Below are 13,803 nucleotides of genomic sequence, written 5' to 3' on the forward strand. Positions count from 1 at the left end.
TCGGCATTTTTCGCACTTTTTGGGGGGGGTAATGCATTCTGGCAGGCTGGGTAAAAATCACATCAGCGCCGGAACTCTTGGGCGATAACCCGTCCACAAAAAGCAGCTTTTGGCCGATTTCTGCCTGTCGCGAAGGGCTGAAAACGGCCATTAGCTGCCGGTCACGAGCTTCCGTTATCGCCTGGGGGGGATGTAAGTGAGGATATGGTCTATCTTGTTCTGTTGAGACGCTACATCTTAAGATAGGAAATCATGTCTGATTTTTTTCAAGAAGCGCCTGCCGCCATCAAATGGGCAGATGATGCTGAACAGCGGCATCAAGCCGGGAAATTTGGCGAAATCGTGCGCGGCCAAAAGGGATCATTCAGTGGTGCCTACGAAACTAGGGATGCTTCATCTACGCATGGATGCTGACTGGCGCCGAACTTAACGAGGTAGCCGCAGCTATGCGAAAACGGATGCTGCGCCTGGACATAAACATATAACGCCATCCTTCCAGTCAGTCCGCGCAACGCGGGCATTTTTGTGCCAATCTTGAGCGCAACGTTGACCTTTAAAAGTGGAGTCGTTATGGAAGATTATTTTTTAGACATGGAGATTGTTGCTCCAGGTTGCTTTATGAATATTATGAAAGGAGGTCTCCTTCCAAGTAACGGTATGATCTGGGAGTTTACAAATGAAATGAAACCCGTAGATCTATATTGTTATCTTCATGCAAAGTATGGGCATCCGAACGGACTGATGACTCTACTTAAGAAAAACACTTCTGATAATTTAATACATTGGGATTGGAATTTTGCTACCAGTGACGGATTGATATCTATTATGGGGATGAACTTTCGTACAGAGGTAGCTTTAAAAGGCAATTTTAAAGACAAAGGCCTCACGAAGGATATGTTTATCAGTCAAATAAAGACTGACATGGGAAAGTACGGGAAGAAAATTACAGAGTTCCGTAAGGAAATCGAAACGTGGACGCAATTCACAAACCCTTATCATCGAATTAAAAGAGCAGTTGATCAAAACTTCAAGCAATTAGATTCACTGGATGTAGATCCAGAGCGCGACAGACTAAAGCATCCTCGAAACAGTGGTGACGCCCATGAGCTGGAAGAGTCATGGCGTACCCTAAGAACTAAATACAGTGCCGCGGTAGGTCTAGTATTTGGGTTGCGAGCGATGCTGCCCGTGCTAGCGGAATCCTTTGTGAACCTGGTTTTTTTTGTACTAGCTCGGCCAGAGATAAAATCGAACGATCGGTTGTTCAAAAGCTTGATTCGGCAGAATATCGATATAAGGGTTCAGACACTTCACTTGCACTGCTTGGGATTTAAGAGTGCAGTCGATTATTCTTCTAGTGAGTGTAAAGCCTTCCATTCTTTAATGAATGAAAGAAATGATCTTCTACACGGAAACGTCGAAGTGAGCAAGCTTGCAGTTGGAGATATTTACTTCCATGGAAACACTCCTCTTTTTAAACGGTACGATGATTTCTGGAGTATAACTATAGGCGCATCTATGGAGTCGGTACGCTTCGGCATGATTCACTCTGACTACTCTGCTATCGAAGGTTTTATCGAATATATCATTCAACAACTCGATGACAAAATTGCAGGGCAGATTCGCTTTATAGTTGAGCAAAGCCTTATGGGGATAAATACTAAAACAGGAAGACTTGGTTTTTTACTTCCAGAAAGTATTGCCGATTTTAGGGCCAGTGCTACAGATCCGAGAAGCTCCGCGCCAGGCGAAGGCCGAACCGATGAGGGGGAGCCATGGGAACCAATACCAGACGTCACACCGGCTGAGTAAGTAACCGACGGTGAAAAAATTTACACAACTATGTGGGGGCCCGGCCCCTGCTTTTTTCTGAGTAACCATACTCATCCCTTCTAGGAAAGACGGCACCACTAGAATTGCGTATAAGCGTAGCCATCGATGTACTCAATGCCGCTAACACAAAACTAGTGACGACCATTCCTGAAAGAGACGCGACCAGCAACAGGGACAGTGCTCCGGATCTAGAGGATCTGCGTAATGGATCAGCATGTTTTTCAGTCACCTCTGAAAATCGAAAGGCGCGCAAGTTCGAGACAGCGAAAATGTCATATTTTTTCGACAGCGACTGAGTGTGGTTAGTCGTCATCGAACGAATATTTCTCAGAAATCACAACGCTGTCAATATACTCCGCCTGAATCGGCTCGTCGCCTTTTATGCCCTTTTGTTTGATATCATTTCCTAGAGCAAAGAATTTCTTTCTAAAGGCTAAGTAGTCGCAAACTCCTTCGTATCCTGATCTATCCAATCTATTACGATCACTATTGCTATATTTTTCTGATGAATCCAATGGGTCCTCGTACACCTCTGGAAAACTTATAAAATCATACACAACCCTAATGATTCTCTCCGGAATCCAGCTTCTGCCGTCAGGGAGATGATTAGGTGACATTACCGCTTCGCCAATGGATTGTTCCAACGTGCCACCACAGAAGAACGCACCATTGAGGTCATTACCGCCTGGCCGCAATAACTCTCGAAACTTGTGGCGTTGAAAATCATGCTCCGCCTCAAAAATTAATTTATGAGTATTAGTCGCAAGTTGGTGCTTAATCCCCTCAACCCTAGAAATAAGTCGTGCACAAGTAACCCAGGCTACCCTGTCATTCGTCAATTTTCCGTCAACGACTATAACTTGTGCAGCTCGTTCTAGCAGTGAAAGTGCGCTGGATAAATTCAAGGAAGATTGTGAATGTTTTTTATCATGACTATGGGATGCAAATCCAACTGCCATAGTACCTGCAATAAACAGCATTATAACAATCTGGATACAGTCAGCCACTGTGAGCTTCTGGACTGCAATAGAACCGCCCCACAGCAGCAACAAGCACAATATTGCAAAAACAATACCTAACAATGTCTCAGAAAGCGGTTTTATATTTCGGAAATACCCGACCAACCAAAACAAGATTTTTTCTCTCAAATACCACCTCTTGCGTTATATTCAGAATGGAAAAATTTTCGCTTACCGAGTGTTTCGCGAAAAGACTGCTTAAGTCGATAATCCGCACCGGCGCATATTTTATCCATTGTTACCTAAAACGCTGAAAAACGCCATTGCACGGAAAGCTGAGTGGCTGCTGGCGCTGTTTAAGGCCTAAGGGCACGATCAATTACTGAGGTATGTGAAATAGGCCTTTTGTGCTAATCAAATTCAAGGCCTGTGACAAGCGCCTCCCGCAGGGTCAACACCTACTTTACTCCACCGCCTGCTATTGGCCCAGGCTGTGTGAAAACGCATGCACCGTTTTGAAGTCCGCGAGTGAAACTAGCGATTTGTTAGGTGTTAATGCTCAAAGTGACTTTCTGACTCGCTCGTCAGCGCATTAAGAAATTTCGACATTTTATTTATTTTAAAATTTGTTAATTGAACAGGTATGGAAAATATAAACAGCGCAATTGCACCGAAAATCAATGCGGCTTCGAAATTGTAATTTGCGGCATTATGCAAAGAGAAGCAACAGGCTATATAGACCACAATGTGATACAGCACATTTCTGACTTTTTGAAAAACGATATCTGATTGATATAGCGAAATTAAAGTTGCGTCCGCTTTGAATATTTCTAATTTTTCTTGGAGCACTTTATCATTCTGGGCTTTTTTAGCTTTCCACTTGCTAAACAACCTTGCTCTCCCTCCATCAATCCAGTCTCTTGCGTACGAGGAGAACAAACTCATTAGAAAGGCAATCATTACACTTGAAAACCAAAATGCAGGAGTTTTAGCTAGCTCGACTATGTCATTCATATATCAGCAATCTCTCAGGTGGTAAATTCTGTACATTTAACTATAAGCAGGTGGCAGAAGCGGTGTAATATTTTACGCTATTTTTTTTATGACGCACCTTGTTCATGCACAACTCTTTTGTCAGCTTGAGTGTCGTATTAGCAAACGCGACATTTTGCCGGGAAGGAAAGGCGGCATGTGCTCTATATATTATTGAGTTGTAAACCGACTGTCCACGGGTTGCTTCTAGCCGACTGGAGCCCGTCATCATCGGTGGACGGTGACCAAATGTCAGTCATGATGACCTGCCGACGAGGTATAACCAGATGAGACACTGTCGAGTCTTGGCTGACTAAGTGATTTCGCTCGGGCTAGATAGAGCCTTCACCGCCCCTTTTTTTATAGGCGATTTTCCAATAAGTGAATTTTTCAAGAGCTTCGTAGACGCGGAATGACCGCAATTGGCCGATAGCAGCCTGCTACATAGGGCTGCTGTCGGCCATAAGCGGTCAGTCGTGACAGGTATCGGATTAACATCCCTTCATCTCAATGCCACATTTGTCGCATTGTCATGTCGCAGATAATCGAGTATCTGTAACAGAATTACGCGACATCGTAAAGCCATTGCCATCAGGTCCGAATGGTCATCGCATAACTCAGAAAATAATCGACGGCAGGTAAATGGCAGGAGGACTGTCTGACGGTGGTTGAAACTCATTTCAGCAGTGCCGTTCTATCGATACAGTCCTTTTATCCCTGGCAAGCTAAGAAACTGAGAGGGACTGCCTTTTTTAACATTGTCTTCAGAGTTTATTCTATGAGTACTCGTGATCAAAACACACCATTTTTTAGCTCTAGTGATACCTACAAAGTGAAGATTCAGGTCTTGATCCCAATCCGTAAAAACTTCCTCATTAAAATTTCCAGTGTATGTTCTCGTGGGGAACACCCAGTCATAGAGGTCCAGGTGAATAACCAAGTCAAACTCTAGTCCTTTCGATTTGTGGAGGGTCATCACTTGAATTTCACCTGATTGTACCGCTTTGTAGTGCAATATATCTTCTGGAGATGAAATGGTCTGTAGTAGTGCATCGACCTCAGTTTTGTTATCCGCAGAAAAATTGAAAAGCGTCGCAATTTTTATGAATTCGTCTGGAAGCTTATTCAATTCAAAATTTCGCAGACCATGGATCGATCTTCTAATAGCCCTGAGCCCTGCAGGTGTCCTTTTGCTTAGCAGGAAATCATCCAGTAACTGCTCTGCCAGCTTACGCTCGTCGAAATAAAAGGTAAGCAGAGAAGAGAAGAAACGTCCCAGCGGGCTCGCAATTTTTGACAACGAATCGTCTCTATAAAATCTTGCAGGCAGCGTGAGATGTCTTTGTAGGCGATCAATCGAACCGTTCCATCTCACTAATACCGCGACCTCACTCAGATCCTCTATTTTCAATGCGCGAACTGATTTCTCTATCCAATTACTAAGGCCGCTAGCAACAGACTCCTGCGTCCCATCGAAGCTACGGTGATAAACATGTATTTCATTGGCAGCAACCGGAATTAGTTGGCACTGAGGGGAGTATAGACGTTTGGAGTAATTAATTATTGAGGGATGACTGCGATGATTGATGTCAATTACGTGATGTTCGAAATTGACCACATCCGCTGCGAGTGCCAGAAGGTGGCGAGGATCACTTCCTCGGAACGCAAATATGGATTGTCGGGTATCACCAACGGCTACAGCTTTCAAGCCCAGTGAGTGCAGGGCGCAAAAAAGGGCATGTTGAGGCTCAGATGTATCCTGATATTCATCTATGTAAACTGAGCGATACTTGGCTTTGATATAACGCCTGCAAGCCTCTGACTTTTCCAAGACCTTACAAGCAATTATTGTGACGGCCTCTAGAAGAACGAACCCTTGCCGGTAGTGTTCCACAAATTCAGATTCGTAGAAGTCGTAGTCATCAGTGCTTAAATTGATATTTGGTTTTGAAAGGTCAGGGAGATGAGCTTTGTATTCATCTGTTAATTGGCTGAACTGCACGCATGAGATTACTTGTTTGCTAACTCCGTAAATCCGAGCAAGGAATGGGAATATAATCTCAGCAAGACAAAAGTTGTCGATGGTTCCAAAAAAGCTTGCTCTGGTATTGGCTCCGTTCTTTTTGCATTTGTCACCTAGTTCTTTGCTGGATTTTATGGTGAAGGAAATTCCTATGATCCCTTGGTGTGGCTTGAGATTACCAAATTCCTGGCGGATCTTCTCCACCATTACTGTTGTTTTTCCACTTCCAGGGCAGGCCGTGATAACCATGCTGCCAGCGCAATCAATGGCCGCCTTCTGAGCATCACTGTAAGTGAATTTAGTAGGCATACCTAGGCCTCAGCCAATGCTTTTGCATGTAGTAGTGGTTTCGCCAAAAAGCCATCTTTGATTAGAGGAAGACTAGCCGAAATCTGAGCCAGCAACTCCCTCATGCGGATAGCTTTCTTTCCCTGTAAGTACTTGATGGCACTTGTGACATCTAAAGTTCGTTTCTTCAATTTTTTACACACATAAGAAACCACTTCAGACTCCATCTCCTCCGCCAAGTCATGCTCAAGATCGACGCGAGACAGATAGGCGCCTTTTGGGTTCGTCTCCTTGGATGTCTTTTCCCAAGTGCCATCGACCAGCAATGATTGAGTGGTCGTGCCGAGTGGAGCATGTGACATAGCACTTAGACCTATCGCTGCGCGACAACGGTTAATCCCAGCCAAATGACGCAGCGGTACCTTTTTTACTTTTATACCCGAGACGTCATTGTCTGTTCTCATTACCCATGGTATCTCCATGGCGTCTAAAATCTTTACATAAACGCTAAATTGAATTCCATCGACAGATAAAATGGAGATATTATAGAAATCCAAATCGATGGATAGGTGCTTTGCAAGCTCACTAAAAAATAAAATTTCTGAAGGCCCCTCTACAAGCAGAACACATTTAGCAAAAAAGGCTTCGGCAGGTAAAATGCTCATTCTATATCCCAAGTGATCCCATGCTTTGCTGATGCAGTTACTGCAACCATTGCTCGCCGCTCTGGTCCTTCCACTGGTTACCTTGAGGTGGACAATTGAAGAGGGTATATAGCGAGCCGTAATCTGGGGTGAGTGACTAGTAATGAGCGTTTGCCAGGCAGGTCATTAATTAAATAATCAGCCAGTTTTCTTTGCTGATGCGGATGAAGGTGTGCTTCAGGTTCCTCAACGCAGTAAAACACCACTTCACTATCCGGATCATGTTCGCGCTGGCTTTTAGCTTTCCACAAGGCCATCAGGATCTGGTTATTACGTCCGTCGCCCCCAAGCATTACTGATGCTCCAGATGTAGATGCGCCCAAGCGAAGGCTATCAATAAATTGCTGCACCTGAATTGCACCTGAATCGAGCTTTACTTCGTACTCACTGAAATCGTGAGCAAGCTTTTGCAGCTCCTCATTTACAGAGTCTGTCGCTCCTTTTACGTAATGCAGGTTTCGAATTTTGTCGTTGATCGCTTCTAAGGCTTTTCCAATTCTGGCCATCTGGCGATGATCGGACTTCGATTCGGTTTCGCTACGACTCTCTAAAGATAGCTTTAAAAGTTGTCTCTTTTCCGTATTGATATATTTTTCAAGATCCCTTCGAGATTTCACGTATCTCAGATTTATATGCTTTAGATAGTATCTTGAAGGAATTTCTACAAGCGAAGATCTTGTGGCACCAATTTTAACGTCATAGGTCAGGCTCCTCCTGTCAGCAGTATATTGAAGGACAAAGCACGAATCATTTGTAATGTTTCCCTTCAGGCTCGCGAGCACAGCGTCTTCTATTACCTCAGAGAAATAAACCGTTATTGAAAGCGTGTCCGAAATTTTTCCAGCGCCTGAGATATGGAAATCAGACTCCATGGGCTCAATTTCGGCATCTGAAAGACTTTTGTCTAATAGCAGGCGCAAAGCATAAACCAGATTCGTTTTACCAACATTGTTCGCACCAATAATCAGCGTGTTACGCTCAAGGTTGATTGAGGCATCCGCGAAATTTCGAAAACCTTTTAAAACCACTTTGGTGATAAGCATTTTCTTCCCTGGTTTTAGCTTCGCGTAAGATTTTGAGCTTCGGGCGGAAAGGCTATGGTGTCAATAGGGCATTAGTAACAGCGCCAGCTCTCGATGCTGAGCGGTAGGTGCTCCCGGCTCGGGTGGGGCTGGGTGCGCAAGGCCGCGTGCATGGCGCGTTCACACACGAAACGGCTGAGGATGCATTCACGACCGTGTTATCTGACGCGGTCCAACATCAGCTCGAATTCTCCTTGGATCGCCGCGGACTTCCTAGACAGCCGATGACTGCTTCTGGCCGATCTCGGTCTGTTACGGCAGGCAAAAAGCGGCCAAAAGCGCTCACTAAAGCCCCGGCTCACCCGCAGCCCGACTGTTGCGAAGCGCCGGCTGGAACCTCCGAGTGCAATCGTTTGTTAGGTGCCACGCCGATATTCCGCAATAACCGCATCTAGCGACCCACCACCGATGCTGGCAGCGAACTGGTAAGCCGTTTGCCAAAACTGCCGACGACCAGCTGAAATTTCACGGCGGCGTAGCCCAAGGTGAATTCGGTTAATGGGACTGAAATCGTCATCGCCAAATGCGACGTGAAAATTTGTATCCTCGGGGCTGAACTCAAAATCCCGGACCTCGGGATGAGCTAGAGAGATCAAGTTTTGACGGCCTCGCTCCGAAAACAACTCTGTTTCGCAGCGAGAGAGCAGGAACAAAATGTTGTCCAATTGGAAAGCGATGTCCGCTCCTCGGAGTCTGTAAATTGCATCCAACTCCTCCGAGCCAAGAATCATTGCATCGCGCCATTCATCCCTCGAGGTGTTGTGAAACTCCTTTCCATCGCACTCGAACCCCACATGACGACCGGACCTGGATACCGCAACAAAGTCGACGATAAATAAGCCGCAGATTGTTTCGACGTGGTACTGAGCCTGCAAGTCAACGGACTCGTCAAGATGCTTCACGGCTTGATACGCGAAGTCGTTTTCTAGCGGGCTGTCGTATGGTGGCGAATAGGAAGGCGGCTTCATGCTTATTGTTTACCTAACGTCTGTTCAGCGGCTCTGCGCGATTTTTTGCGCAGATCCGGTGGAGTGATGTGTTGGGTCTCAAGGGACCAAATTGTCGAGATCGATCATAGAAACGAGTGCAGCGTTAAGCCTCCAAAATGCTCTGCAGTAAACCCGTTTGTCGGGCTGAATGAATCGCCATTGGTTTCGTGGACGCCTCCGATTTACGGCTAGAGCGGATGTCAATAGAGCCCCTTGCCATTGCTTCTCGTCGGATACCTGTGTAATGGATGGCTAATCCGGCGTTTAAAGCTAGCGCATCACCTCACGCACCACTTTTACAAACTCTTCGACCGAGGATGCCTTGGCATTCAAGGGGCGGATGCGAATAAGTTTAGTGTTCGCCGCCCTGAAAATAGAGTCCTTTAGCTGGTCATTGGCCTGGGCTTTAGCCCCATCATGGAAGCTACTATCTAGCTCAATGAAGTATCTAGGCTCATATCCACTTCCCACATCAAACACCACACTGTCGATGATGGCTTGGAAGAAATATGATTTGGCCTTCTCCGACAACTGATCTTTGATGGCTTGGTAATCCAATACACAACTTAACGCAACATTTGGGTAAGGATGATAAGTCGGGAAAACCTTGCGTACCGCCTCATAAAAGTGTTCTTCCTGCTTGGACTTGAACAGGCGAATGGTTTTGGCCTCGCCGCCCCGCACTTCTGTCGCGTGAATAGTCATGTGCTCACGCAGACTGGCGGCAACCGCTTCTGGCTTTGTCTGCAAAAATGACTGGATGATCTGCTTGGCCAGTGGGCGGTGTTGATACGACTGCGCGTAGCTGAGGAGTGCAGAGTGCTTGGTTTCCTGCATCAGCTTCAAACGCTCATCCACAAATCGATCTACGAAATTTTGGCTAAAGCCGTGTTGACCTAGCTCGATGATCAAGTTGGTGAACTCAAACTGCTTTGCGCGCTCGCCAGCCGACAAAGGCTCTGCGAAGGTAAAGAACTCAGCCTCAAAGAACGCAGTGACCTGCGTCAAGAAGGGATCTTGCGTCCTAGCCTTCTTGTGCTTGTAGATGCTTTTACCAATCGCTTCCCAGTCTTTTTGGGCCAGCAGTAAGTACAGCTGCTCTCTATCTTCCATGCGCATGCTCTGCTTGTCCTGATCTTGCGGCTAGGATAGGGCCGAAGCCGGGCTTCTGACAAACGCCGACAGTCGTTTGGTTAAATTGATCCCCTACTCGAAACGTCCGCTTTTGGCCGATTGTGTTGAAAAAGTCGGTTTTCTGAAAAGGCCATGAGAGCGATCGGTGAAAACGCCTTTTTAGGACGCTGTTACGTGAAATCTGCGTCCGGCAACCGCTCTCGGAAGTAAAGATTTCAATCTCAGACGCATGCTTTTCTGCTGCGGAAACCATGGCCGACTTTTTCAACAGAATCGGCCGTTTTCAGCCCTTCGCGACAGGCAGAAATCGGCCAATAGCGAGCACCGGGTTGACTCCCTATCCCTCTGAATAGCAGCATGCAGGCCTCAAGCTGATACAGGGATGTCGATGTTGGGCTGAGCCCCCCAGTAACCATGCCTTAGTGGAGCCAACAGCTTCATCTTTTTGTGGAGTCGGGGCTTGGCTGGAACATGCTATGAACTGCCTTACTACTCAACGCGCACTGCGCCACACGGAAGTTTGATCGCTATGACCGGATTATTGGCCCGCCTGTCGGCATTGTGGGCCCACCGCCGAGCTAAGCTCAAAAACGATGTCGCTCCGGCCAATCCACCGATGGGCGAAATAGGATCGGAGGCGCCCATTCGCAAGAGGTCAGAGGATCGCCTGAGGAGAGCTGACTTTGCGGATCGTATAGCCGGCGTTCTATCCGAGCTCAGTCCGCGCGAAGGTAGAGTATTTGCAATCCGCGGCGGATGGGGCTTTGGAAAATCATCCCTAAAGAACCTTATTACTGAACGACTTGAAGCTAGATGCGACAATACAAACTGGCTTGACTTCAATCCCTGGCAGTGGGGAGACAGTAGTGCGATTTCTCGTGCGCTTTTCGGTCAAATAGCTGATCGACTAGGGGGCGAACACTCAAAGGCAGCACGTGCTCGTGCTGAAGCACTGCGACGATACGGGGCGATTCTGACGGGAATGGGCGCACCGCTTAAAAAGGCGAGCAGCTCGAACAACGCCATTTCGTCAGCGCTGACTAGCACCTCGGTGCTTTTCGTCGCCTCAGCCATAGGCTTCGATCTTCCGACCGCTGCGAAAGTCGCGGCCGCCCTCGCCGCTATTTCTGTCGGAACTTCTATTCTTGGGCGCATGCTGTTGCATCTGGGAAAAGACCAAAGCGGGGAGTCGATCGATAAGGTACGTGAAGCACTGGACGCCCGTCTCCGCGAACTCGATCGACCGCTAATTGTTTTCGTTGATGACATTGATAGACTCGAACCCGAACAAATTCGGGTTCTACTCCGGCAAGTGAAGGCGAACGCTAATTTGCCCAATATCGTCTTCGTCCTGCTATTTCAGCCCAGCATAGTAGAACGAGCGCTCGATCCAGTCGCCGACGGCGATGGTCGAGCCTTCCTTGAAAAAATCGTGCAAGCCAATTTCGACCTGCCTGCCGTACCGGTGTCGGTTGTACATCGCATTTTTTTGGAGGAACTGTCCCAGTTGGTAGACCGCTACGCGATCGAGGCGAATGGATTTTCACATACGCGCTGGGGTAATGCCTTGATTGGGTGTATTCAACCTCGACTACGCAACATGCGAGATGCGCGCCGACTGATCTCGTCCATCGTGGTGCATTTGCCACTGCAAGCGTCCGGGGACGTCTTCGAAGTAAATATTGTGGATTTCTTGGTTCTGGAAGCTATACGAGTATTCGAGTCGGACCTACATGAAGCCCTGTTTAGAGAAAGAGCATTGGTTCTCCAAGAAGGACGTTTCCGAGATGACGGTAGACGGGATGCTGAAAAAGCCGCAGCAGAGCGACTTCTCGAGGTCGTACCAGAGGCACGACGTGCCATCGCCCGAGACACGGTCATCGAGCTGTTCCCGCCGCTGGAGTGGGCATTTGGTAACATGCACTATGGCGATGGATTTCATCTCAAGTGGTTGTCGGCAAAACGGGTTTGTTCTGCGCGCTATTTCCCTCGCTACTTTGAGCTTCAGACGTCGATCGGCGAAATTTCCGAACGTCGCTTCGTAGAGTTCCTAGACGCGACGGCAACACATGACGGGCTGGCTGAGATGATCGCAAAAGTCGAATCAGATGGCTTACTCCCCTCGCTCGTTGCGAGATTTGACGAGTCCGTTGATCGCCTTCCTGTACAGAGCGCGGCCGTGCTATTGCCAGGAATGTTCAGTATTGCTCAGAAGCTCGTTGGCCTGCGTGGAGCCTCCTTCAACTCTCCATGGATTTCTGCATGGCGAGCTACATCTTGGTTCCTAAAACGAATCCCGGCAGAGTTACGGAATGGACTAACGCTCGAAGCGCTCAGCCAAACCAAAGCCCTATCTGTAGCTGCGATCCTTATTCATCTGAATGATCCAACTGATCAGAGAGAGGGTAAGGCAGATACCTTTGATCCTGTACTCGATCTCGAGACCGTCGAGGCGATGAAGGCCGTTTGGTTGCAGTTGATAAGAGAACGCGCTGCGGACGGTCACGTGTTGATTGCCGAGCCGGATCTCGTGTCTTTACTTTACAGATGGAAAGATTACGCGGGGTCCTTCAATGAGCCTCGTACCTGGATGCTGGACGCGATCAGAACTGACGATGGCTTTGCAAACATGGCCACGAGCATGATGAGCACTGGCACAAGCCATTCCTGGGGTGATCGAGTCTCCACTGTACAAAACTACTTCAACAGAGGAACGATTGAAGACTTCATAGGCATCGAAATAGCCAAGGCTAGGTGCGACGCGATCAACCTCACCGACTTCCCGGAGCATGAGTTGCCCTTGAGAACTTTGCATAACCATCTGGAGATCTGGCTCGGAATAAAAGAGGGCGACCTTTTCGACATGTGATAGGGCCTGTCGACAGGTCAGCAACGTACAACACTGCAGCGCACCTGAGTTCCCAGACAGATGCGACGGGCTCCTTATGGCCCATAGCTGCCTTTAGTCGTGTGTAAGCAACTGGCTAGGCGTGGCGACCTAGCAGACACCGCCTGCGCGAACGGGGGACTGTAGATAAGAAAATAAAAAACCACCTGTCCTAGAACAGGTGGCTCGCGGTGTTGCTGAAGAAAGAGCTTGTCAGCGGATAAACGCAATCCCAGCGAAGAGAATCGCCACCACGAGGGAGAGCATCACGCCGATATTTACAATGAGACTCACCTCAAACCGAGATAGCTCTGCCCGAAATGGTGCTATGTCGGGATCGGACTTAACTGCAGAAGAGAAACGCGTATCAGAGTCCAAGGCTTGGATAACTGTTTCGATTTGCTGCTCAGGCACGTTGATCGCCTTCAGGGCTTTATACATTGCCAGTCGAATTTTCATTAAGGCCTCCAAAATAAAAAAGGCCTGCCCCAAGACGGGGAGGCCCGTACTGGGTGGGGGTGTCCCGTCCTGAATAAGGTTTACACCTTCTGATCTGTTTTTCAGGAGGACGTAATGGAATCAGCAAAAAGGCGTAGTCAGCGCGACTACACGCTGACCTTTAAATTGTCGGTCGTCGATCAGGTCGAAAAAGGCGAGCTGAGTTATAAAGAGGCTCAGGAGCGCTACGGGATTCAAGGCAAAACTACCGTTCTGACATGGTTACGCAAGCACGGTCGGCAGGATTGGAGCCCAGGCAGATACATTGGCTCGCCGAGGATGGGGTCTATGCCCGACAAAAACCGACCATTAACGCCAGAGCAACGCATCAAAGAGCTTGAAGAGCAGTTAGCTCTGTCCAATCAGAAAGCGCA

At 47.7% G+C, this 13,803-nt stretch carries 11 protein-coding genes and 1 pseudogene; 4 read left to right on the forward strand and 8 right to left on the reverse strand.

The window, feature by feature from the left end:
• Nucleotides 1–252: 252 nt before the first annotated feature.
• Nucleotides 253–414: a hypothetical protein gene (locus BT125_RS29500; RefSeq protein ID WP_170866867.1), complete on the forward strand. Its 162-nt coding sequence runs from the start codon at nucleotides 253–255 to the stop codon at nucleotides 412–414.
• 156 nt (nucleotides 415–570) lie between these two features.
• Complete coding sequence (locus BT125_RS24020; RefSeq protein ID WP_072411090.1) at nucleotides 571–1,812, forward strand: hypothetical protein; 1,242 nt, start codon at nucleotides 571–573, stop codon at nucleotides 1,810–1,812.
• Nucleotides 1,813–2,135: 323 nt separating this feature from the next.
• Here the strand turns inward: BT125_RS24020 and BT125_RS24025 are convergent, their stop codons facing one another.
• From BT125_RS24025 to BT125_RS24050, 7 genes are all read right to left on the reverse strand, one after another.
• Nucleotides 2,136–2,981, reverse strand: a complete 846-nt coding sequence (locus BT125_RS24025; protein WP_072411093.1) for a hypothetical protein — start codon at nucleotides 2,979–2,981, stop codon at nucleotides 2,136–2,138.
• A 363-nt stretch (nucleotides 2,982–3,344) separates the two neighbouring features.
• Nucleotides 3,345–3,806, reverse strand: a complete 462-nt coding sequence (locus BT125_RS24030) for a hypothetical protein (protein ID WP_139271794.1) — start codon at nucleotides 3,804–3,806, stop codon at nucleotides 3,345–3,347.
• A 712-nt stretch (nucleotides 3,807–4,518) separates the two neighbouring features.
• Complete coding sequence (locus BT125_RS24035; RefSeq protein ID WP_072411097.1) at nucleotides 4,519–6,156, reverse strand: UvrD-helicase domain-containing protein; 1,638 nt, start codon at nucleotides 6,154–6,156, stop codon at nucleotides 4,519–4,521.
• A 2-nt stretch (nucleotides 6,157–6,158) separates the two neighbouring features.
• Nucleotides 6,159–6,800 carry an ATP-dependent endonuclease gene (locus tag BT125_RS29785; RefSeq protein ID WP_256573824.1) on the reverse strand — a complete coding sequence of 214 codons (642 nt, stop codon included), beginning with the start codon at nucleotides 6,798–6,800 and terminating at the stop codon, nucleotides 6,159–6,161.
• 77 nt (nucleotides 6,801–6,877) lie between these two features.
• Nucleotides 6,878–7,882 carry an ATP-dependent nuclease gene (locus tag BT125_RS29790; RefSeq protein WP_256573825.1) on the reverse strand — a complete coding sequence of 335 codons (1,005 nt, stop codon included), beginning with the start codon at nucleotides 7,880–7,882 and terminating at the stop codon, nucleotides 6,878–6,880.
• A 395-nt stretch (nucleotides 7,883–8,277) separates the two neighbouring features.
• Nucleotides 8,278–8,889, reverse strand: coding sequence for a hypothetical protein (locus BT125_RS24045; protein WP_072411099.1), 612 nt, complete (start codon nucleotides 8,887–8,889; stop codon nucleotides 8,278–8,280).
• Between the two features lie 291 nt (nucleotides 8,890–9,180).
• Entirely contained in the window at nucleotides 9,181–10,029 is an 849-nt protein-coding gene (locus BT125_RS24050) for a DUF2726 domain-containing protein (protein ID WP_256573826.1), read from the reverse strand.
• A 544-nt stretch (nucleotides 10,030–10,573) separates the two neighbouring features.
• Between BT125_RS24050 and BT125_RS24055 the strand changes: the two genes are divergently transcribed.
• The gene (locus BT125_RS24055; RefSeq protein ID WP_072411101.1) at nucleotides 10,574–12,913 is read left to right on the forward strand and encodes a KAP family P-loop NTPase fold protein; all 2,340 of its coding nucleotides are present in this window, start codon (nucleotides 10,574–10,576) and stop codon (nucleotides 12,911–12,913) included.
• A 231-nt stretch (nucleotides 12,914–13,144) separates the two neighbouring features.
• Here BT125_RS24055 and BT125_RS24060 read toward each other — a convergent pair whose 3' ends face one another.
• A complete protein-coding gene (locus BT125_RS24060; RefSeq protein ID WP_072411103.1) occupies nucleotides 13,145–13,390 on the reverse strand; it encodes a hypothetical protein in 246 nt (81 codons plus the stop codon).
• Between the two features lie 114 nt (nucleotides 13,391–13,504).
• On the opposite strand from BT125_RS24060, the pseudogene BT125_RS24065 reads away from it, so the two are divergent.
• A pseudogene (locus BT125_RS24065) lies at nucleotides 13,505–13,803 on the forward strand (IS3 family transposase); the annotation flags it as partial.

Origin of the sequence: Pseudomonas sp. NFACC04-2, from assembly GCF_900119265.1 — a bacterium.
Classification (GTDB): domain Bacteria; phylum Pseudomonadota; class Gammaproteobacteria; order Pseudomonadales; family Pseudomonadaceae; genus Aquipseudomonas; species Aquipseudomonas fluorescens_AA.